Origin of the sequence: Mycobacterium sp. 2YAF39 (genome assembly GCF_052114565.1) — a bacterium.
Taxonomy (GTDB): domain Bacteria; phylum Actinomycetota; class Actinomycetes; order Mycobacteriales; family Mycobacteriaceae; genus Mycobacterium.
This window is the reverse complement of the sequence record NZ_JBFREZ010000004.1, coordinates 444,457-465,341: the sequence shown is the minus strand read 5'-3', so window position 1 is coordinate 465,341 and position 20,885 is coordinate 444,457. Positions and strand designations below refer to the sequence as shown.

General features: G+C 65.2%; 15 protein-coding genes and 1 pseudogene. 7 read left to right on the top strand and 9 right to left on the bottom strand.

What is annotated here, in order from left to right; all coding sequences use genetic code 11:
- Positions 1-2: 2 nt before the first annotated feature.
- Entirely contained in the window at positions 3-746 is a 744-nt protein-coding gene (locus tag AB4Z42_RS15240; protein ID WP_442010010.1) for an SDR family oxidoreductase, read from the bottom strand.
- A 202-nt stretch (positions 747-948) separates the two neighbouring features.
- On the opposite strand from AB4Z42_RS15240, the gene AB4Z42_RS15235 reads away from it, so the two are divergent.
- The 4 genes from AB4Z42_RS15235 to AB4Z42_RS15220 all read left to right on the top strand — a co-directional run bounded on the left by AB4Z42_RS15235 (position 949) and on the right by AB4Z42_RS15220 (position 4,345).
- On the top strand, positions 949-1,944 hold the full coding sequence (locus AB4Z42_RS15235) for a sigma-70 family RNA polymerase sigma factor (protein ID WP_442010009.1): 996 nt from the start codon (positions 949-951) through the stop codon (positions 1,942-1,944).
- 58 nt (positions 1,945-2,002) lie between these two features.
- Entirely contained in the window at positions 2,003-3,364 is a 1,362-nt protein-coding gene (locus AB4Z42_RS15230) for an NAD(P)/FAD-dependent oxidoreductase (protein WP_442010008.1), read from the top strand.
- A gap of 155 nt (positions 3,365-3,519) precedes the next feature.
- Positions 3,520-3,801 carry a GlsB/YeaQ/YmgE family stress response membrane protein gene (locus tag AB4Z42_RS15225; RefSeq protein ID WP_442010007.1) on the top strand — a complete coding sequence of 94 codons (282 nt, stop codon included), beginning with the start codon at positions 3,520-3,522 and terminating at the stop codon, positions 3,799-3,801.
- Between the two features lie 67 nt (positions 3,802-3,868).
- The gene (locus AB4Z42_RS15220) at positions 3,869-4,345 is read left to right on the top strand and encodes a hypothetical protein (RefSeq protein ID WP_442010006.1); all 477 of its coding nucleotides are present in this window, start codon (positions 3,869-3,871) and stop codon (positions 4,343-4,345) included.
- On the opposite strand, the gene AB4Z42_RS15215 is transcribed toward AB4Z42_RS15220, so the two are convergent.
- The 3 genes from AB4Z42_RS15215 to AB4Z42_RS15205 form a co-directional block, all read right to left on the bottom strand.
- Positions 4,334-7,225, bottom strand: coding sequence for an MMPL/RND family transporter (locus AB4Z42_RS15215; RefSeq protein ID WP_442010005.1), 2,892 nt, complete (start codon positions 7,223-7,225; stop codon positions 4,334-4,336). The two genes, AB4Z42_RS15220 and AB4Z42_RS15215, sit on opposite strands and share 12 nt — an antisense overlap.
- Positions 7,222-7,665: an MmpS family transport accessory protein gene (locus AB4Z42_RS15210; RefSeq protein ID WP_442010004.1), complete on the bottom strand. Its 444-nt coding sequence runs from the start codon at positions 7,663-7,665 to the stop codon at positions 7,222-7,224. Before AB4Z42_RS15210 ends, AB4Z42_RS15215 begins: the two co-directional genes overlap by 4 nt.
- A 190-nt stretch (positions 7,666-7,855) precedes the next feature.
- A complete protein-coding gene (locus AB4Z42_RS15205) occupies positions 7,856-8,995 on the bottom strand; it encodes a coiled-coil domain-containing protein (RefSeq protein ID WP_442010061.1) in 1,140 nt (379 codons plus the stop codon).
- Positions 8,996-9,063: 68 nt separating this feature from the next.
- Between AB4Z42_RS15205 and AB4Z42_RS15200 the strand changes: the two are divergent.
- A pseudogene (locus AB4Z42_RS15200) lies at positions 9,064-10,215 on the top strand (YbfB/YjiJ family MFS transporter); the annotation flags it as partial.
- A gap of 42 nt (positions 10,216-10,257) precedes the next feature.
- On the opposite strand, the gene AB4Z42_RS15195 reads toward AB4Z42_RS15200, so the two are convergent.
- Complete coding sequence (locus AB4Z42_RS15195; RefSeq protein WP_442010003.1) at positions 10,258-11,190, bottom strand: LysR family transcriptional regulator; 933 nt, start codon at positions 11,188-11,190, stop codon at positions 10,258-10,260.
- Between the two features lie 115 nt (positions 11,191-11,305).
- Here AB4Z42_RS15195 and AB4Z42_RS15190 point away from each other — a divergent pair, with 115 nt between their 5' ends.
- Positions 11,306-12,010 (top strand): SDR family NAD(P)-dependent oxidoreductase, encoded by a 705-nt coding sequence (locus AB4Z42_RS15190; protein WP_442010002.1) that lies wholly within the window; start codon positions 11,306-11,308, stop codon positions 12,008-12,010.
- Positions 11,997-12,362, top strand: a complete 366-nt coding sequence (locus AB4Z42_RS15185; protein ID WP_442010001.1) for a YybH family protein — start codon at positions 11,997-11,999, stop codon at positions 12,360-12,362. The genes AB4Z42_RS15190 and AB4Z42_RS15185 overlap by 14 nt, the downstream gene beginning before the upstream one ends.
- Here the strand turns inward: AB4Z42_RS15185 and AB4Z42_RS15180 are convergent.
- From AB4Z42_RS15180 to AB4Z42_RS15165, 4 genes are read right to left on the bottom strand one after another with little or no spacing between them, the layout of a single operon-like run.
- Positions 12,335-13,693 carry a cation:proton antiporter domain-containing protein gene (locus tag AB4Z42_RS15180; protein ID WP_442010000.1) on the bottom strand — a complete coding sequence of 453 codons (1,359 nt, stop codon included), beginning with the start codon at positions 13,691-13,693 and terminating at the stop codon, positions 12,335-12,337. The genes AB4Z42_RS15185 and AB4Z42_RS15180 overlap by 28 nt on opposite strands.
- A gap of 19 nt (positions 13,694-13,712) precedes the next feature.
- Positions 13,713-14,570 carry an ABC transporter permease gene (locus tag AB4Z42_RS15175; RefSeq protein WP_442009999.1) on the bottom strand — a complete coding sequence of 286 codons (858 nt, stop codon included), beginning with the start codon at positions 14,568-14,570 and terminating at the stop codon, positions 13,713-13,715.
- Complete coding sequence (locus AB4Z42_RS15170) at positions 14,570-15,409, bottom strand: ABC transporter ATP-binding protein (protein WP_442009998.1); 840 nt, start codon at positions 15,407-15,409, stop codon at positions 14,570-14,572. Before AB4Z42_RS15170 ends, AB4Z42_RS15175 begins: the two co-directional genes overlap by 1 nt.
- Positions 15,406-20,883 (bottom strand): type I polyketide synthase, encoded by a 5,478-nt coding sequence (locus tag AB4Z42_RS15165; protein ID WP_442010060.1) that lies wholly within the window; start codon positions 20,881-20,883, stop codon positions 15,406-15,408. The genes AB4Z42_RS15170 and AB4Z42_RS15165 overlap by 4 nt, the downstream gene beginning before the upstream one ends.
- Between the last annotated feature and the right edge of the window lie 2 nt (positions 20,884-20,885).

Sequence of the window (20,885 nt, the reverse complement as noted above, 5' to 3'; positions counted from 1 at the left end):
CACTACAGAGCCTGCAGCCCGTTGCCGGTCAACACGTAAGCGGGCGTTGCTGTCGAAGGATCGGCCCGGACCAGGTCGACAAGCGCTGCGCCGGCGGTTTCGCCGGAGGCGAGTGGTCCCAGCTGACGCACGAAGTCGTCTTCGGATTGACCGCTCAGGCTCGCGTAAGCCCGTATACCCTGTCGGCCGACGTCGCCGAAGGGAGTCATCCTCGGCAATATCGTCGTGAACGTAATGCCCAAATTCGCTCGGGCCGAGTCGCTTTGGGCGTACTCCGCGATGAACCGTTGCGTCGCCTTGGCTCCAGCGTAGCCGCCGCTGAGCGGTGACCCGTTCAGAGCAGCGCCGCTACTGACCACGATCACCCGGCTACCAGGTGCCAGTGGCTTGGTCAGCGCTTCACGCAGCCAGGTGAAGGCGATCTTCACATCGGCATTCCAGTTGGTAGAGAACGTCTCCCAACTCTGGCGCTGCAGTTCACGCATCACCGGCGTCGCGCCGGCCACCAGCACCAGGATGGCTGGCTGGTATTCGTCGATCAGCTTGGACGCAGTCGCTTCGTCGCAGGCGTCGGCGACCTCGATGCGGATGCCCGGGTGGGTGGCGGCGAGTTCGGTCAGCGCCGGCTCGGTCCGCGCGACGGCGACAACATCCGCCCCGGACTCTGCGAAGGCCAACGCAATTCCTCGGCCGAGTCCACGGCTGGCCCCGACGACGAGGGTGCTCGCATTCGATGTGTTCTTCATTCCAATACCTTTCGTGTCGGCGGCTACTTGTTGACCGCTGAATGCAGCCGTTCGAGTGTCTTGGCCGCCTGCAGTCACAGGGGTAGATGCGGCGCGGCGACGAAACTGGGCGCGGATTCTGCGCTCAGTTCGGGCCCGTTGCGGCGTCTAATTCACTGGGCGCGCCGTCGGCGACGCCATGTGAGGCGAATAGTGGGGAGCAATGACAGCGGAGTTGATCGAACGAGCGTGCGCCGGCGACAGCGAGGCGTTCCGCTCGTTGACCGAGCCGTTTCGTCGAGAACTGCAGGTGCACTGCTATCGCATGTTGGGGTCACTGCAGGATTCCGAGGACATGGTGCAGAACACGTTGCTGGCGGCGTGGCAGGGGCTGGCCGGTTTCGAGGGTCGGGCTTCCATCCGCACCTGGCTGTATCGCATCGCCACAAATCAGTGTTTGAGCGCGCTGCGTGCGGCGAAGAGGCGGCCGACCAAGGAGGTCGACATGACCAGGATCGATCTGCCCGAACCGACGCATAGGGGCGAAATCGTCTGGCTCGAACCGTTTCCCGATGCGATGCTGGAAACGACGGAGTCCTGGGCGCTGGGCCCGGAGGCGCGCTACGAACAGCAGGAGTCGATCTCGCTGGCCTTCGTGACCGCCCTGCAGATACTTCCGGCGCGCCAGCGCGCCGTACTGATCCTTCGTGAAGTGCTCGGTTACTCCGCCGCCGAGGTGGCCGAGATGATGGATGCCACGGTCGTTTCCATCAACAGTGCACTCAAACGCGCCCGCGTGACGCTCGACCGCCGTCGGCTCGACGAAGATGTCCCGGTGGCGCCGAAGTCTGCGGCGGAGCAGGCGTTGGTGAACAGGTTCGTCGGCGCCTACCAGTCCGGCGACGTCGATGCCCTGATCGATCTGCTGACATCCGATGTGCGCGTGTCCATGCCGCCGATACCGCTCGAGTATCACGGCCGAGATGCGGTGCGGCGTTTCTACGCCAGCGTGTTTCAGCACCGAAGGTACAAATTGGTGCCGACCCGTGCCAATGGTCAGCCTGCGTTCGGGGCCTATCTCCCGACGAACGGCGGCGCGTCCCGCCGCGCTGCGGGCCTACTGGTGCTCAGCGTTGCCGGGGATCGAATCTGCGGCCTGACCCGCTTCGACAACGATGTGCTGCCCTGGTTCGGGCTGCCGAGAACACTGCGCAGCTGAGCGTCTCGAGGGCGATCGGCAGATGCGTATGACGCCCTGAAACGGGTACGGCTTGGTCATGAGCAACGGACGGCCCAGGGTCCTCATCATCGGCGGCGGATTCGGCGGCCTGTTCTGTGCGCGCCGTCTCGGACGCGTGGATGTGGACGTCACGCTCCTCGACCGCGCAGCGTGCCACGTGTTTCAGCCGCTGCTCTACCAATGCGCGACGGGAACGCTGAGCATCGGGCAGATCAGCCGGTCGCTGCGCGAAGAACTCTCGCGCCACCGCAACGTCACGACGCTGCTCGGTGAGGCCATCCGGCTAGACCCCGACGCACGCCGCGTCACGGCGCGGCGGCCCGACGAATCGAAGTTCGACGTCGAGTACGACTACCTCGTGATCGCCGCCGGCATGCGTCAGTCGTACTTCGGGAAAGAGGAGTTCGCCACCTGGGCACCCGGCATGAAGACGCTCGACGACGCGCTCAGCATCCGCCGTCGAGTCTTCGCCGCCTTCGAGATCGCCGAGACCCTGCCGCCCGGGCCGGAGCGGGACCAATGGCTCACGTTCGCGGTGACGGGCGCGGGACCGACGGGTGTCGAATTGGCCGGGCAGATACGCGAACTCGCGACCCGATCGCTGGCCAACGAGTTTCACAGCATCGAGCCCGAAGACGCCCGAGTGCTGTTATTCGACGGCGGAGACCGTGTGCTCAAGAGTTTCGCGCCTGCACTCTCCGAACGGGCTTCGCGAATACTCGAAGACCTGGGCGTCGAGATGCACTTCGGCGTGCACGTCTCCGACGTCAGGCGCGACGGCATCACCGTGAGCCCGAAAGGCGAGGGCGAAACCGAGAAATACGCCACCCGCACGGTGCTGTGGACGGCGGGGGTCGAGGCCGTCCCGTTCGCGAAGCACGCCGCGGAGGTATTGGGCGCCGACACCGACCGGTCAGGACGCATCTCCGTGGACGCCGACCTGTCGGTGTCCGGGCACCCCGACACGTTTGTCATCGGCGACCTGGCCGGCCGCGCGGGACTGCCGGGGGTGGCGGAGAACGCCATGCAGGGCGGTTGGCACGTCGCGGCCTGCATTCGGCGCGACATCGGCAGCAGCAGGCGCAAGGATTTCCACTACCGCGACCTCGGATCAGCGGCGTACATCAGCCGAGGCCACGCGGTATTGCAGGCGGGGCCGGTCAAGCTCGCGGGCGTCGTGGGATGGCTCGGCTGGGGGTTCATCCACATCGCATTCCTCACCGGCGTGCGCAACCGTTTCAGCACCGTCGCGACGTGGATGGCGACCATTGCGCGTGCGAATCGGAGCGATCGCTCGTTCATCCTCGGCGGATCCGGCCATCCCGAGGAGCCCTACACCTGGGAGTCGCCGGTACACCAGGGCAACCGCGCGCCAGACGACAACTCCCAGGCGTCGTAGCGCGCCTACGGGCCGCGGCGCCAATGCTCGATGAACTTACCTCCTTAGGGGTGTAGCGATACACCCCTAAGGGGTGTGAACTGTATTCATGTCGGGCAACCGCCCGGCCACGCGGTATCAGCGCCCCATGGGCGCGTTTCCGAAAGGCTCACACCATGATCGGACTCATCCTCACCATCATCGTCGTCGGACTCATCGCCGGAGCGCTCGCCCGCCTGCTCGTTCCCGGGAAACAACACATGTCGGTCCTCACCACGATCGTCCTGGGAATCGTCGGCTCGTTCGTCGGCGGCTTCCTCGGTTACCTTCTGTTCCACAAGGACGCATCGCAAGGACTGCTCCAACCGGCGGGAATCATCGGGTCCGTCATCGGCGCAATCATCGTGCTGCTCATCTGGACTCGCGTCGGCGCACGCGGTTCCGTGCGCAATCGCTGAGCCCCTGCGCGAGCTCGGCCCCCGTCTACGGCGGGGGCCGAGCCCTGATTCGGGTAGCGTCGGCAGGGTGACATTCGGACTCGGTCTCTGGGGCGACCTCACAATCCTTGCTGCCGCCGCTGAACTCGCCTTCGCCACTTGCGTATTCGTGTACATCAGTCGGCTGGAGAATCGAACACCCGCTCCACTCGGCGAAAAAGTGGGCGCGCACAAAGCGGTGCTCGCCAAAGTGCGCAAGCGCGAACCGATGTCCCAGACCGAATTCGACTACGCGACCGAACTGGTTGCCGACGCGCGATCACCCCTCGCCTACGCGATACCCGCTGCCCTGTTCACCATGGGTTTCTTCTACGTCGTCGGCTGCCTGTTCATGCTGCAGTTTCACGGCGGCCATCCCTCATTTCGCACGTTCATCGGGGGCATCCCGATGTTGACCTCCATGAACATCGCCGCTCAGCTGCGCAGAGTCGCAGTTCTGAAAGGGCGGCTGCGGGATGTTGAGGTGTCGGAGCCCAATACCTCCGACGAGCTTTCAACGGCCTGACCGAGGTCCTTCGGACACGGCTGGGTCGCCGTCTTCCCACAGCAGCAGTTGACGAACCGACTGGCGCGATCCGTAGGGCTGAAGCATTTGACTCGCAGGGCGGGGACGCACCTTCAGCGGCCACCAGAACCAACGGCCGAGCAGCGCTGCGACCGCCGGCGTCATGAATGACCGCACGATCAGCGTGTCGAACAACAGACCGAGGGCGATCGTCGTCCCGATCTGGCCGAGAATCCGCAAGTCCGCGAACACGAACGAGGCCATCGTCGCGGCGAACACCAGACCCGCCGCCGTCACCACCGCACCGGAGCCCGCCATCGCCCGGATGATGCCGGTGTTCAGGCCGGCGCCGATCTCCTCCTTGAGCCGGGAGATCAGCAACAGGTTGTAGTCCGACCCCACGGCCAGCAGCAGAATGATGGCCAGCGCCAACACGATCCAGAACAGCTCGACGCCGAGGATGTCCTGCCAGATCAGCACGGACAGTCCGAAAGAGGCACCCAGCGACAGCGCCACCGTGCCCACGATGACGAACGCGGCGACGATGCTTCGGGTGATGAACACCATGACGAGCAGAATGAGGCTCATCGCGGCGATACCTGCGATCATGAGATCGTATTTGGCGCCGTCCTGGATGTCCTTGTAGGTGGCCGCGACACCGGCGATGTAGATGTTGGATCCCGCAAGGGGCGTGCCCTTGACTGCTTCCTCCGCGGCATGCCTGATGGCGTCGATGTGTGAAATCCCCTCGGGCGTAGCGGGATCGCCTTCGTGGGTAATGATCAGGCGCGCGGCCTTGCCGTCCGGCGAAAGGAACAACTTGAGTCCGCGCTGGAACTCCGGGTTGGTGAACGCTTCCGGCGGCAGATAGAACGAGTCATCTGTTTTCGACGCGTCGTACGCCTTACCCAGAGCGGTCGAGTTCTCCAGCGCCGCCTGCGTCTGGTCGTTGATACCCGAGGTGGTCGCGTAGTTGGTCAGAGTCAGGTCGCGGTTGGTCTCTTGACTGGCAATCTGTGGCGGTATCAGCGCAACCAGCTTGGGCTGCAACGCATCCAGCTTGGCGATGCTGCCCGCGACGTCGGACAACTGGTCTGTCAGCGCGTCGACGCCATCGAGTGCCTCGAACAGCGACCTCAGCGCAGCACAGACCGGGATGTCGAAACAGTGTGGCTCCCAGTAGAAGTAGTTGCGCAGCGGCCGGAAGAAATCGTCGAAGTTGGCGATCTTGTCGCGCAGGTCCTGGCTCGTGGCGACCGTCTGCTGAAATGCCTTGGTCTGCTCGTCGGTCACCGCCGCGGTCTGTTGTTGCAGCACGTACTGCTGCCTCAGAATGTTGATCGAGTCGTTGATCGTGTCGACCTGCTTGAGCAGATCGGCACCACGGGCGTGCTGGTAGGGCAGGTTCTCGATCTGCGCCGCGCTACCCGCGCTGATCTGAAACGGAATCGACGTGTGGTCGAGCGGAGTGCCCAACGGCCGCGTGATCGACTGCACCTGCGCGATGCCGTCCGTGTGAAAGACGGCCTTCGCGACGCGCTCCAGCAGAATCATGTCGGTGGGATTGCGGAGGTCGTGGTCCGCTTCGATCATCAACAGCTCGGGATTCAGCCGCGCCTCCGAGAAGTGGCGCTCGGCCGCCTCGTAGCCGACGTTGGACGGAGCACTGGCCGGCATGTAGTGGCGGTTGTTGTAATTCGTCTTGTAACCCGGCAGGGCGATCAGTCCGATGAGGGCTATGCCGATGGTCGCGACGAGGATCGGCCCCGGCCAGCGGACAACGGCCGTGCCGATGCGCCGCCATCCTCTGGTGCGCATGGGCCGTGCCGGTTCGAACAGACCGAAATGGCGTCCGATGACCAACAGGGCGGGGGCAAGGGTCAATGCCGCCACGACGGCGACGAGGACACCGGCTCCGGCGGGGACACCAAGGCTGCTGAAATAGGGCAGCCGCGTGAACGTCAGGCAGAGCACCGCGCCTGCGACCGTCAGGCCGGAGCCCAGGATGATGTGCGCGGTCCCGTGGTACATCGTGTTGAACGCCGAGACCCGATCCTGCCCGCCGTACCGCGCTTCGTGGAACCGGCCGAGAAGGAAGATCGCATAGTCGGTTCCGGCGGCGATCACCAGGAGCGTCAGCAGGTTGGTCGAATACGTCGACAACTCGATGATGCCGGAGTTCGCGAGTACGGCGACCACACCGCGGGACGCGGTCAATTCGAGCATCACCGTGAAGATCACCATCAGCACCGTGGAGAGTCGGCGGTAGAGCCAGAGCAGCATCACCGCGATCACGCCGAGGGTGATCAGGGTGGTCTTCAGGGTGCCGTGGCGGCCCACCTCGAACTGGTCGGTGACCTGGGGCGCGGCGCCGGTGACATAGGCCCGCACGCCCGGCGGCGCCGGTGTGTCGTTGACGATGTCGCGCACGGCATCGACGGACTCGTTGGCCAACGACTCGCCCTGGTTCCCGGCGAGATACAGCTGCACCAACGCCGCCTTGCCGTCGGAGCTCTGCGAGCCCGCCGCCGTGAGCGGATCTCCCCAGAAATCCTGGATGTGCTCGACGTGCTTGGTGTCCTGCGAAAGCTTGTGGACCAACTCGTCGTAGAAGCGGTGCGCGTCGGCGCCCAGCGGCTCATCGCCCTCCAGAACGACCATCGCCGAACTGTCGGAGTCGAACTCCTCGAACTTCTTGCCGATACGTTTACTGGCCTGAAGCGACGGCGCGTCCTGGGGACTCAGCGACACGTTGTGCGCCTCGGCAACGGTCTCCAGTTGCGGGACAAAAACATTCGTCACGACCGCCAGGCCCAGCCAGAACAATGCGATGAGCACTGAGTACCGCCGGATGAAGTCCGGGATCCGGTTGGTGCTCATCCCGACTTATCCAGGCAGTAGGTGTAGGCGTTGGGCGTGGTTATCGATCGCTCGTCCTTGACCGCGTCATCGATCTTGATTCGGCAGCCGATCGAATCGCTGTTGCCCTGGGCCTGCACGTTGACGAATACCGCCGGTTGGGTGGTGGTCGTGTCGTAGGCCCACGGCAGCGCCACCGCGTCGGCGCGCTGCGGTTGGGCGTCCACGTCGAGGTAGGTGATGGTGGCCACTGTCCCCGGCGGCCCGAAGACTTGCAGGACGACGTGCTTGGGGTTGAACGGAACGATGCTGTTCGAGTCGTTGGGCGTCGCGGTGACGTCGTCGGAGGCGAAGGCGCCGTGCAGCCGATACACGGCGAAGGCGGCCACCGCGACCACCACCACCGCGACCAGAACCATCCATCGCTGGCTGAGTCGACGTCTGGCCGAAACCCGCTGCATCCGTTACCTTTCCATGATTGCGTCAGGCGCGGACGGTGGACGATTTCTGTAGCGGAGCTTATCAACTAGATTGACGGTACGACACCGGACCGTACTGCACAACGCGGCGTGGACCAGTTGACTGTTCGCTGTGAGGTCGCTGTCAGCATTGGTGCGCGACCGAACGTTGCGGGGCTTACCGATTCGTCGGTCAGCCGCGCGGTGTCGTGGTGATGTGGACGTGGTCGAAGTGGCCGTAACCCGTACTCTGCGGACCGTCCGGCGTGTAGTACGTGTCGCGCCAGATCACGTCCTGTAGTCCGAATCGGCCCGCATTGGCCATCGCGAACGCAAGGATCTCGTCTCCGAGCGCAATGCCCTCCGGGCTCTCGGGATTGGGGATCATGATGTCGATCGCCAGTCCGCTCGGATGCCACGGCTTCGAGTCGGGCCGTACCCCGTCGATCTCGCCGATCTGGGGAAACCTCGCGCTGACTGCGCGGGCGGCCAAGATTGTGTTGGGCTGTAGCCCGCCCTCGTTCGCGACGCCGACGGGCAGCGACTCCGGGATGCTCATGAGAGCGGCCACGGGGGGTGGGGGCACCTCGGCGGGCGGTTGACCGGGCATCGCGACGAGCGGTGGCGGTGCCGGAGCCGGCAACGCCTGCGCAGGCGGCGGCCCGGGCACAGCCTGTGGCGGCAGCGCGGCCGCGTTGTCGACCACCGCCCGCTGCGGCGGTGTCAGCGCCGCGTACTGCTTCTCCGCAGCGGCGATCTGACGCTGCAGTTCCTTCCACTTCGATTGCAGGTCGGCGCGCACCGCGGTCGACTGCTCGGCTGCGACGCGGGCGTCAGCGGCCGATGTCTTCGACGCTTCAGCGGCGGCGGCCGCTTGCTGACGGGCAGCGTTGAAGGCTTTCATCTGACCTGCCGCCTCAACGGTGACTGCCCGCTGCAGAGACAGCTGGTCGATCAGTTGTTGCGGCGAGCTTGCGGTCAACAGCGACGCCAACTGGCCGGTGCGCCCATTCACGTACGTCATCGCCGCCACCTTGTCGGCAGCGGCCTGACGGGAGGCGAGCTGGGAATTCGCGGCGTCGAGGGCCACCTGATCGGCGCGATGGCGGTCTTCGGCCGCAGTCTGGGCGGCCAGTTTGTCCTCGGCATCCCGCTGGGCAGCGGTGACGGCTTCGCGAGTCTGCACCGCCTGCCGGGACAGATCATCGAGCTGGGAAAGTGCGTCAGCCTGCGGGTCCGCGCTCACGTTGCCCGCTATCGCAACCGCCAGCACCAGGATCGCGGCCGCAGCACCGCACGCCGTTCCCCGAAGAGAGTGGCGCACCCGGCTCATTCGGACTGTCACGATCCTTCGCTGTAGGGACCGATGGTGGTCCGGCTACGTATGTCCTCGGACAGGTTATGAACTGGCACCGACGATGTCTAATCGTCAGTCAATGTGATCGCCCTTCAGAAGGCAATGCCTACCAGCTGCGAGCACGTCGATCCTGGCGCGTGCCGCCGGCGGCGTCCCACGATGGGCAGATGCAGCACCACGGGCACATCGTGCGCAACGCCGCGGCACTGGCCGCCGCCATGGGCATAGGCCGATTCGTCTACACCGCGATCCTGCCGTTGATGACCGCGCAGGCGGGTATCAGCGCACACACCGCCGCTACCTTGGCGACCGCCAACTACGGCGGGTACCTGGCCGGAGCGCTGGCCGGGACTGTGTGGCCCCGACTGGGACGCTCGGTCGCCGTCTGCCGCGCGTCGCTGGCGGTGCTCGTCGCGAGCCTCGCGGGAATGTCCTGGGCCACCCTCCCCGTCGAGTGGATCTCGCTGCGCGCGCTTGCCGGCTTCACGAGCGCGCTGGTTTTCGTGATCGCCGTCAACCTCTTGCTGGAGCATCTGCACGCGCGACCGGCCCATCTCGCCGGCTGGGGACTCGGCGGGGTCGGTGCCGGCATCGCACTGTCGGCAGTCGTGGTGCTGGCCAGCGGAGAATGGCGGCTGGCCTGGTGGGTATCGGCAGCTGCGGCCGCTGCGTTGGCTGTCGTCGCCTGGCCGATGCAACCGGGCGAAGATGTCATTGCGTCGGGAACGTCGCCGACCGGCGTCCGAGGACCGCTGCCGCATCGTGCCTTCGCGCTGCTCGCGGCGAGCTACACCCTCGAAGGCATCGGCTACATCATCGCCGGCACGTTCCTGGTCGCAGCCGTCGCTGCGGACGCTCCCCCGTGGCTCGGCGGCGGGACCTGGTTGGTGGTCGGTCTGGCTACGGTGCCCTCCGCGGCCTTGTGGGCCGCGCTCAGCTCGCGATGGTCGCACTCGGGTCTCCTGGTGATCGCGCTGTGCGTACAGGCGGCGGGGATCGCGGCGGCCGGTGTCTTCGGTGGAGTGGCCGCGGCACTGATCGGGGCGGCACTCTTCGGTGGCACCTTCGTCGGCATCAGCACCCTCACCTTGGCTGCCGGGCGGCTGCTCTCGTATCCGCGCGCTGTCGCCTTGCTGACCGCCGTTTACTCGGTTGGTCAGATCGTCGGACCGGCGATGGTGAGCCCGTTGCTGCACAACGGGTTCCGGTCGGCCCTGCTGGTGGCTACCGCGGTTGTGCTAGCCGCTGCTCTGGTCGCGGGCCTGATGCGGATCGTCGGCAGGCAACCACACGGACGGGTCGTGAAGCCCGAAATCGCTTCTACCACGGGTGAATTCGTCGACCAGGGCGTGGACTGCCGGGTTGTCCTCGCCGCGTCGCCACACCAACGACCATGTCCACAACGGTGATGGGTCGACGATCGGACGGCGCACCAGGCCTCTGGGCAGCGCCTCGTCCTGCCCTCTGGGGTTGTTGAGGACGGGGCGACGTAACCCCCGTACATGTTCGAAGAACGTCGGGCCGGTGACACCGCCGTCATCGGTGCGCATGATGCGGGCGCCGGTGGCGGCGGCGAATTGCTCGCCGTAACGATTCCACGACGACCAGCTGGCGGCATCGGCATCGACCAGAACGACGGTGTCGGCTGCGTCGACCGGTGATTCGTCGGAACCGGCGGCGAGCGCATAGAGCCGGTCCACTCCGAGAAGCCGCGCGTCCAGCGACAGCTCGTCCAGATCAGTGTTCTGGACCCAGCAGATCGCGAGGTCAAGGCTGCCCTCGGCGACCCGGGCAGCCTGCGCGTGAGAGGGCATCACCCAGGTGTCCACCCGCAACTGGGCGACCCCCGCCGCGCGTTCGGCCCAATCGGTCGGACACCAGTTCACGTATCCGATGCGCACCGGCTGCGATACCCCGAGACCCATTGCCCGCCTGCGTAATTCATCCGCTCCGGCGACCAGCGCCCGTGCGTCGGGCAGCAATGCGGCTCCGGCCGGGGTCAGGACGACGGACCGGCGATCCCTGTCGAATAGCGTCACCTTGAGATCGCGTTCGAGAGCCTTGATCTGCTGGGACAGCGACGGACCAGCAATGCGTAGACGCGCGGCCGCCCGGCCAAAGTTCAGTTCCTCGGCCACGGCGACGAAGTAGCGCAGCTGCCGCAACTCCATCGGGTCATCCTAATAGGCCCAGCCTCCCAGCAGAGAGCCGATTCATCAGGCCTGTCAGGCATCACCAACCCGCCGGACACGTTGAGCCAGATACACAGCGAGGAAAGGAACGGGCATGGAAACTTCGACACGGGTAGCCGTCATCACCGGTGCCTCCCAGGGGATCGGTGCCGGACTGGTTCAGGCTTATCGCAAACTGGGCTATGCCGTCGTCGCCAACTCCCGAAACATCGGCGAGAGCGACGATCCGATGGTGCACGCTGTCGCGGGCGACATCTCAGAGCCCGGCGTCGGCCAGCGCATCATCGATGCGGCCATGCGGCGGTTCGGCCGCGTCGACACCGTGGTGAACAACGCAGGCATCTTCATCCCCAAACCGTTCACCTCGTATACCGATGCGGACTACGACGCCATCACGGGTGTGAACCTGCGCGGCTTCTTCGAGGTGACACGCGCGGCGCTGACAGTGATGCAAGCCGGCGGCCACATCGTCAACATTTCCACCAGCTTGGTCGATCAGGCCAACTCGCAAGCGCCGTCTGCCTTGGCGTCACTGACCAAGGGCGGACTCAATGCCGCGACCAAGGCGCTGGCCGTCGAGTACGCCGGACGCGGAATTCGCGCCAACGCCGTTGCTCTGGGCGTCATCGACACGCCGATGCACGATCCGTCCACCCACGACGCCCTGGCAACGTTGAATCCCATGGGGCGGCTCGGCGACGTCCACGACGCCGTCGATGCTGTGTTGTATCTCGAGCAGGCCGGCTTCGTCACCGGTGAAATCCTGCATGTCGACGGAGGTCAAAGTGCCGGACACTGAGGCGATCCTGCGCGCGGCGCTGGATCAGTGGAAGAACGGAATCGACGCGCACGATCCGGAGCTGGTCGCCGCGGTGTTCACCGACGACGCGATCTTTCAGGGGCTGCGGCCGTTCAGCGTAGGGCCGCGGGGTGTTTACGAGTACTACGACGCACAGCCGCCGGGCATGACGGTGCACTACCGCATCCTGGAGTCGCGTCGCTTCGGCGCTGACGTAGCGCTCGGTTACCTCGCCGCCGAGTTTGGGTTTCGCGACCGGGACTCCGTGCAGCTGAACATCGGGGTTGTCGTCACCCGCACCGACAAAGACTGGCGGATCGCGTTCTACGAGGCCAGCTCCGCGTCCAACTGATCTCTCCTCAAGGGCTCCTCACCGGCAGGGCCGAACTTCGATCCCGACTTGTGCAGACGGCGCTCGAACAGCCGCTGCAACGGTGTCGCGACGAAGGTCGTGACGATGGTCATGAGCGCCAAGATGGTGTACAGCTTTCCGGAGATGAGTCCCGCCTCGAACCCGATGTTGAGCAGGATGAGTTCCATGAGCCCGCGGGCGTTGGCGAGCGCCCCCATCGAACCGGCCTCATACCAACTCATGCCCTGCCAACGCGCTGCCAGTCCGATGGCCCCGAACTTCGAGGCGAACGACACCACGAGCACGACACCCGCCATCAGAAGAGTCGGCCCGTCGAAGATCAACGTGAGCGACGTATTCAGGCCCGAATAGATGAAGAACGCGGGCAACAGCAGGTAGGCGACCAGCGGTTCGAACCGGTCGCGGATTGCGTCGAGCAGCGCGCCGCGTGGCATGACGGCGCCTGCGACAAAGGCACCGAACACCGAATAGATTCCGACCGCATCGGTGACGCAGCTCGCGGCCAGCACGACGAGGAGAATGACGCTCAGATGCGCGATCGGCAGGCCGCCTGAGCGTTCGACGTCGAAGCGAGGTGGCGTCCATGTTTCAAGCCGGCCGAGAAGCGGGCGACCGATATAAACCATGAACGCCAAATAGGCCAACCCACCTCCGACGGCCAGGATCGCCCCGAACAGGCTTCCCTTGGCCGTCGCCACCACCGTCGCCAGCAGTACCCACGAGCAGGCGTCGTCGACGGCGGCGCAGGACAGCGCCATCGTGCCCAGCCGCGTATTGAGCAGTCCGGAGTCGTAGACGATCCACGCCAGCATCGGAAACGCCGTGATGGCAACGGCCGCCGCCACGAAAAGGCCACCCTGCCAATGCACTACCTTCTCCGTGAAGTAGCCGCCGAGGCTGACCATCCACCATCCGACGAGGCCACCGAGGATGAGCGGGATCCCGATGCCGGCGGCCGAGGTGAAACCGGCCTGCCGCGAATGCGCGGTGAGGATGTCGAGTTTGAACGACGCGCCCACCAGGAACATGTAGAGCACGAGCCCGAGCTGACCGACGACGTAGATGACCACCAGGTTCGGATGGGTGAACGTTTCGGCGCCGATGGTCAGCTTGGTGGGGAACAGCCACTGCTGCGCAGCGGGCCAGAGCCAGCCCAATACCGATGGGCCGAGCAGGAATCCGGCCACCATCATCGCCACAACCTGTACCTGCGCGAGTCGGCGGAATAACGGCCACAGGAGGCGATAGGTCACGAGGACGACGGCGACCTGGAGGAAGAAGTGATAGGTGATCGCGAGCAACGACGGCATGTGGGCTCCTACCCTCGACTCAGTCCCGATCCGACCATCGGAATACGTAGAGGCACGCCATCAATCCGCCAAGGCTCCACGCGGCCAGGACCAGGAACGTCCGCCAGTGCTCCCAGGTGCCTGCCGGTTCAAGAACGACCATCTGTGCGGGTAACAGCGCCGATCGAAAGCCCTGTGCCATCCACTTGACTGGGAAGATCGAGCCGATGACCAGCATCCAGGTCGGCAGCAGCATCAGTGGCACGTAGGTGCCCGACACGAACTGCAAACCGACGGCCGGGCCATTGGTGATGACGGCGGCGGACACGGCGTTGCTTGCGAAGTTGCTGACGAGGATGCCCAGGAGTGAACAACTGATGATGCCGAGCACGAACACCCATGTGAGCGTGAACCAGCCGAATACGTCCGTCGGTAGCCGGAGCCCGAAGACCAAAACCCCTACCAGCAAAAGGATTACGGCCTCGGCGAAACTGACGATGGCGACCAGCATGATCTTGCCGATGAAGTACGACGTTGCGGTCGCCGGTGTTCCGCGGAGCCGCTTCAGCGCCCCGGTGTCGCGGTCCGCGGCGATACTGATGCCCAGATTGATGAAGGACGTCGACAGGATTCCATAGGCGAGCATGCTCGCCGCGATCACCGCACCGGTGGTGATACCACCGTCGGGCAGTTGCGTCGAGAAGATCGAACCCAACAGCAGGCAGATCACCGCGGGCATCGAGAACGTCAACGCCACCTGTTCGGGCCTGCGGTAGAACATCTTCAGCTCGGGGATGACTCGCGAAAGCCCGATGCGCCACACGGACGGGACCGCTGGGGCCGAGCCGCGGGCCCGCTGCCGCGGCAGTGCAGCCCTGTCCTGATGGCCGACCGACATCAGGCCTGGCCGATCAGGAGCAGGTACGCGTCTTCGAGTGAGGGCCGCGTGACGGTCAACTGCGCCAGCTCTGCGCCGTCCTTGCTCCGCTGCCGGATCAGGTCGGTCGGATAGTCCGTCTGCTCTACGCGGACCTCGTCTCCCTCCATCCAACGGACGGTGGCGGCCGAGTCGACGTGTCCGATCAGCCGCGTCGGCGAGTCCACCGCGACCACCCTGCCGCCTGCGAGCACCGCGACACGATGCGCGAGCGCGGACGCTTCTTCCAGGTAGTGCGTGGTGAGCACGATCGTCGTGCCATCAGCCGCCAAAAGCCTGATGAGCTCCCAGAATTGGCGTCTGGCTTCGGGGTCGAAGCCGGTGGTCGGTTCGTCCAGAAAGAGCAACTCGGGCGTGCCGACGATGCCGAGGGCGACGTCGAGCCGGCGACGCTGACCACCGGACAGGTTTCTCACCCTCGACCCGGACACCTCGGCGAGCCCGACGAGGTCGAGTACCTCTGCGGGCTTCCTGGCGGTGCCATAGCAGCTGGTGAACATCTGCAGGGTCTCGTGCACCGTGAGCATTCCGGCGTCACTGACCTCCTGCAGGACCACGCCGATCCGTGCCCGCCAGTCTCGGCCCGCCACTGCCGGGTCCTCGCCCAGCACCTGCACCTGTCCGGAATCGCGTCTCCGGTTGCCTTCGAGAATCTCGATGGTCGTCGACTTTCCTGCCCCGTTCGGACCGAGGATCGCGAAGATCTCGCCGTAGCCGATGTCGAGATCCAGATCTTGCACCGCGTGTGACTGCCCATAGGCCTTCGACAACCCTCGCACGTGTACTGCGGAGGCGGTCATGGGTGCGCCCCTCCGGTTTCGGGCTCGGTGGTCTGCGCCTCGAGTTCTGCGAGCAGCTCCCGTAGCTCGGCGTCCGACAACTCGCCCATCAGCCGATCCACATCGGCGTTTTCTGCCACGGGCACGTCGCCGTGGGTAAACCGAAGCTCGGCCAGCACCCGTTCGGACAGTGAGTTCACGCTGACGCCCCTGAGGATCTCCAGAACAGGAATGTCGATCGAGAACGTCGTATTGATCCTGACCCTGAAGTCCATCGCCATCATGGAATCCAGTCCGATGTCGTCGAGAATGTCGTCGGGGTCGATGTCGGTCGCGGCGCAGTCGAAGACAGCGGCGACGATGCGCCGCACCTGATCGGCGATCACTGCCAGCCTGTCAGCGTCCGGAGTGGCCGCGAGGACATCGAGTATCGAAGACTCCGAATCGGTTAGATAGGGCGATGATTCGTCGGTCTCGAGTTCTGAGAACATCATCGGCAGGCGCCCGCCGAGTCCGGCATGGCGGGCTCGACTCCAGTCGGCGGTGATGGCGACGACGTTTGGTGTCTGCTGACCGATGAGCCGATCGAGAATCCGCCCACCCACCGCGGGGGTGATGAGCTCGATGCCCCGCGACGCATAGATCTTCTCCAGCTTGAGCTCCTCGACCATCCCGACCGACCACGGCCCCCACCCGATGGTGAGCGCCGGAAGGCCCTGCGCCTGCCGATAATGGGCGAAGGCGTCGAGGAAGGCGTTGGCGGCCGCGTAATTCCCTTGTCCTGGTGAGACGATGGTGGAACCGGCGGATCCGAACATGACGAAGAATTCGAGGTCGTGATCCTTGAGGGCGTCGTGCAGCACGCGCGTTCCGGTGATCTTGGGTCGCACCACCCTGGCGAAATCGTCTTCAGTCATGTTCACCAGAAGCTGGTCGGCGACCGAGCCCGCGGCGTGAACGATTCCCCGGATCGGCCGCCCGCCGCGCCGCTCGTGGTCGTCCAGCCACGTCGTCACCTGCCCGACGTCGGCGATATCGACACTCGCAGTGGTGATTCGGGCACCGAGACGTTCCACCGCCCGGATGGTGTTCACGGTGGCGTAGTGGGCGTCGTCTTCCGTCAGTGCTGCCCAGCGCTCTCTGGGCGGGATGACGCTTCGGCTCAGCAAGGTGATGTGTCGTGCCCCGTGTTCGGCGAGGTAGCCGGCGACAACGCGGCCGAGCGCTCCCACTCCCCCGGTGACCACGTAGGTTGCGTCCGGGGTGAGCTTGGTGGGGAACGGCTTCGTCAGACCGTCGCAGAGGCGCAGGCGCGGAACGAATGTCAGGCTGCCGCGGATCGCGATCTGATCTTCGGCCTCACCGTCGAGAAGGTGCTCGCAGATGCGCGAAGCGGTTGGTCCGCGGTCGGGGGCTGAATCGGTGTCCAGGTCGATGTCGATGAGACCACCCCAGTGTTCGGAGAACTCCTGGTGTCCGATGACCCGACCGAGGCCCCAGACAGCGGCCTGGTCGACTGCACCCAGTCGCGTACCGGGCACCGGTTGCGCGTTGGCGGTGACCAGGTAGAGGCGGGGCTTGACGGTGTTGTGTTCCGCGAGGGCCTTCACCAGACGCAGCACCGTGAAGGCGCCCAGCTGATGGTTCTCGTCGGCAGAGGCGTGATCGGAGATGTCCAGGGGCCAGCAGTTGACGATTCCCGCGAAACCACCTGTGCTGCCGAGGCGTACGAACAAGTCGCCGATGTGCTCGGGGTGTTCGACGGCGTGCACGCGGTGCCCGCGACTACGCAGTTCGTGTACGACGGCCGCACCCACACCGGAGGTGTCGCACAGGACGAGCCACGATCCCTCGTCGCCCGCATCGACGCGCTCTGCGGGTGCGGCTGGATCAGCATCGCTACTCTTCTCGCGCCACTGGATCTCGTACAGCCCCTTGTCGATGTGGTCGACCGACATGCGAGATGAGGCGCTCAGCGACTGCACGACGAAGCCGTCGATGACAGCAAGGGGGTTGCCGAGCACGTCGGTGATCGTGATGTCGCTCTCGACCGCTTCGCTGGTCGCCGACACGACTCGGGTGTGGACCATCATGCGTTCTTCGGGCGGGCCGTACACCGAGCACCGCCGGATACGAGTGGGTAGGTATGGGTCTTCGTACTCTTTCTGCCCGAGAAACGGTGCACCGAAAAGCGTTTGGAATGCGCCGTCGATCAGCGCGGGGTGGAATCGGTATTGATCGACCTCGCCCGCGATCGCCGGGGGAACGGTGACCTCGGCGATTGCCCAGTCCTCACCGGCGGTGACGCCCCGGATCGATCTGAACGCGTCGCCGTAGTCGAATCCGATGGACTGGGTGCGGACGTAGAAGTCGTCGCCGCCGATCGTGGCGATGGGCTCGTCACCTCGCGACGGGTCCTCGCGGTGCGGCGCGACGGGGATGGTGTTGAGTTCAGCTGTCGCGGTGATCGCCCACTTGGATTCCCCGTCGGCCGTGGCGGAGAACGCCGCGAACTCCAGCGAGCCGTCGGCTTCGTTGAGTGTGGTCCGCAGGATGGGGTCACATGTTTCGTCCAGGATGACGGCCCGGTGCAGCATGAGGTTGTCCACACTGTGGTTCGACCCGTAGGTCTGCTTCGCCGCGGCCAGGGCCATTTCGACGTACACCGCGCCTGGGAGGACAACACTTCCCTGTATGCGGTGGTCGGCGAGAAAGGCATTGAGAACAGCGCTCAGTTCGGCTTCCCAGGTCGGGTGCACGCCACTGACCGGCTGCCCGAGCAATGGATGCACCGGGTCGTAGAACAAGGCCTCTGTCGCTTCCGGGGATTCGTTCCAGAAGCGTTTCGACTGCCATGGGTATGACGGAAGTTTGAGGAGTCGGCCTCCGTCTGGGTCCACGGCCTTCCACGCGACGTCATGGCCGTTGCAGTGCAGCGTGCCAAGGCAACTGAGCAGTGCCCTGCTGTCGTCGTGGTCTCGGCGCTGGGTCGCCATCACCGAAACCCGCTGCATCCCGGCGACTTCGAAGATCGACGCCGCCAAGACAGGATGTGGACCCAGTTCGACGAAACTGGTGTACCCGTCGTCAAGCATCCGGCGGATCGCCGGCTCGAAGAGCACGGTGGCGCGCGTGTTCTGCCACCAGTAGGCGGCACCGGCCTGGTAGCTGTCCAATTGCTCACCGGTGACGGTCGAATACAGCGGCAGTGCAGCCGCTTTCGACGACAGACCGTCGAAGACACCGAGCATGTCGTCCTTGACCGCATCCATGAAGTGGGTGTGATAAGGCACCTTCACCGCGAGGTACCTGTTGAAGACGCCGGCCTCGTCCAACTGCCGGGCCATGTCGGCGAGGAGGTCGCTGTCGCCGGCGACTGTCACCGCCGACGGGCTGTTGATCGCGGCCACCGATACCCGGCGCCCGATCTCGTCGAGCGGCTTTCCGCGGATTGTCTGCATCAGCGATTCGGTGTCGAGGCCGACGGCGAGCATCCGGCCCTGCCCGGTCGTGCGCTGCTGGAGCCGGCTTCGGTGGAAGATGACCTCGACTGCCTGCTCGAAGGTGAGCAGACCGGCGATGTAGTGCGCGGCCACTTCTCCGGCACTGTGGCCGACCACTGCATCCGGACTGATCCCGAACTCCGCGAGTTGTTCGGCCAGCGCGACCTGGATGGCGAAGTTGGCCGGTTGCGCGAACTCCGTCTCCGCCATGCGCGACGAAGTCTCATCGCGCCGGAGTTCCTCGACGAGAGACCAGTCCGCATGGCGCGACAGCTCTCGGTCGCTGCGCAGAATGCTGTCGGTGAAGGTAGAGAAGGTGTCCAGCAGACCGCGGCACATCCGCCACCACTGTGGGCCCATGCCCGTACAAACGAAGGCGAGCTTCGGCGCAGTGGAAGTGGTTCGGCTGGTGGTGATCTGCCCGCCGTCGGCGATGGCGCGCAGGTGCTCGTGCGCATCGGTGATGCTGTCGGCGATCACGGTATGGCGGTGGCTCAGATGGGTCCGCCGCTGGCCGAGCGTGTACCTCAGGTCCGACAGTGTGATGTCGGGATTGTCGGCCAGGTGGTCGGCCAACTGACCGGCCACCGCGACCAGTGCTTCGTCGCTGCGCGCCGAGATCGGCAGGACCGTGGGCAGCACCGCAGGGGGTTGGTCGGCGGGAGGGACGGAGTGCGGGGCGGGCGGTTCGGCGAGCACGACGTGAGCATTGGTGCCACCGAATCCGAAGGAGTTCACCCCGACGACGCGTCGCTCACAGTCGGGAAACGGCCTGCCGGTGGCAGGCACGTCGATCTTGAGGTCCGCGAAAGATACGTGACGGTTTGGATTCCGCAGGTGCAGATTGGCTGGGATGTACCCGTGCTTGGCCACCAGCGCCGCTTTGATCAGACCGGCCACGCCGGCGCCGGCCTCGAGGTGGCCGATGTTGGTCTTGATCGATCCGATAAGGAGGGGATCCGTCGCGGATCGATCCAAGGTGAGCGAATTGGCAAGTGCTCGCATCTCGATCGGGTCGCCCAGGGGCGTTCCGGTGCCGTGCGCTTCCACGTAGCCGACGTCGGTCGGCTGAACACCCGCCCGCCGCAGCGCAGTTCGGACCGCTGCTTCTTGGGCTTCCTCGCGAGGGACGGTGATGCCGTCGGTGTGGCCGTCCTGCGAGACCGCCGTGCCGAGGATCTGAGCGTAGATCTCGTCGCCGTCTTCGAGTGCCTTGTGCAGCGGCTTGATGACCACGATCGCGCCGCCTTCTCCGCGCGCGTAGCCGTCCGCCGAGTCGTCGAAGGCCTTGGAACGGCCCTCGGCACTGAGGAATCCGCTCTTCGACTCCGCGATTGCCGTATTGGGACCGATCATGATGTTCACGCCGCCTGCAAGCGCGAGATCGCACTCGCCGCTCCAGATGCTCTGCGCCGCAAGGTGCGCAGCAACGAGCGAGCCGGAGCACGCGGTGTCGACTGTCATGCTGGGTCCGCGGAAGTCGAAAGCATGCGATATCCGGTTCGCCAGCATCGTCATCATCATCCCGGTGGCGGAATGTGACTTGAACCGGTAGCGACTGGTGCGGCCTTGATTCTGGAGCAGTTGATAGTCGAGTGTGAAGCCGCCTATGAACACTCCGACGTCGGTGCCCGCCAAGTCGTCGGCGGGTATCCCGCCGTCTTCCAACGCCTCCCAGGTGGCGTGCAACAACAGGCGCTGTTGCGGGTCGAGTGAATGCGCCTCCCGCGGGGAGATGCCGAAGAACTGTGGATCGAATTGATCGATGTCGCAAAGGAACCCGCCTCGACGGGTGACGATCTTGCCGACCTTCGCAGGGTTGGGGTCGTGGTATCTCGCGGCGTGCCATCGTGATTCGGGGACGACGGACGTGGCGTCGGTCTCATTGCACAGCAGGTCCCATAGACGGACCGCGGAGTCGGCGCCACCGGGGAGGCGGCATCCGATTCCGACGATCGCCAAGGGCTCGCGGCCACTGTGTCCGGGCAACATCG

Bases quoted from the DNA above. Each gene is read 5' to 3' on its own strand.
- AB4Z42_RS15240 (WP_442010010.1), bottom strand. From the start codon at position 746: ATGAAGAACACATCGAATGCGAGCACCCTCGTCGTCGGGGCCAGCCGT.
- AB4Z42_RS15235 (WP_442010009.1), top strand. From the start codon at position 949: ATGACAGCGGAGTTGATCGAACGAGCGTGCGCCGGCGACAGCGAGGCG.
- AB4Z42_RS15230 (WP_442010008.1), top strand. From the start codon at position 2,003: ATGAGCAACGGACGGCCCAGGGTCCTCATCATCGGCGGCGGATTCGGC.
- AB4Z42_RS15225 (WP_442010007.1), top strand. From the start codon at position 3,520: ATGATCGGACTCATCCTCACCATCATCGTCGTCGGACTCATCGCCGGA.
- AB4Z42_RS15215 (WP_442010005.1), bottom strand. From the start codon at position 7,225: ATGAGCACCAACCGGATCCCGGACTTCATCCGGCGGTACTCAGTGCTC.
- AB4Z42_RS15210 (WP_442010004.1), bottom strand. From the start codon at position 7,665: ATGCAGCGGGTTTCGGCCAGACGTCGACTCAGCCAGCGATGGATGGTT.
- AB4Z42_RS15205 (WP_442010061.1), bottom strand. From the start codon at position 8,995: ATGAGCCGGGTGCGCCACTCTCTTCGGGGAACGGCGTGCGGTGCTGCG.
- AB4Z42_RS15195 (WP_442010003.1), bottom strand. From the start codon at position 11,190: ATGGAGTTGCGGCAGCTGCGCTACTTCGTCGCCGTGGCCGAGGAACTG.
- AB4Z42_RS15190 (WP_442010002.1), top strand. From the start codon at position 11,306: ATGGAAACTTCGACACGGGTAGCCGTCATCACCGGTGCCTCCCAGGGG.
- AB4Z42_RS15180 (WP_442010000.1), bottom strand. From the start codon at position 13,693: ATGCCGTCGTTGCTCGCGATCACCTATCACTTCTTCCTCCAGGTCGCC.
- AB4Z42_RS15175 (WP_442009999.1), bottom strand. From the start codon at position 14,570: ATGTCGGTCGGCCATCAGGACAGGGCTGCACTGCCGCGGCAGCGGGCC.
- AB4Z42_RS15170 (WP_442009998.1), bottom strand. From the start codon at position 15,409: ATGACCGCCTCCGCAGTACACGTGCGAGGGTTGTCGAAGGCCTATGGG.
- AB4Z42_RS15165 (WP_442010060.1), bottom strand. From the start codon at position 20,883: ATGTTGCCCGGACACAGTGGCCGCGAGCCCTTGGCGATCGTCGGAATC.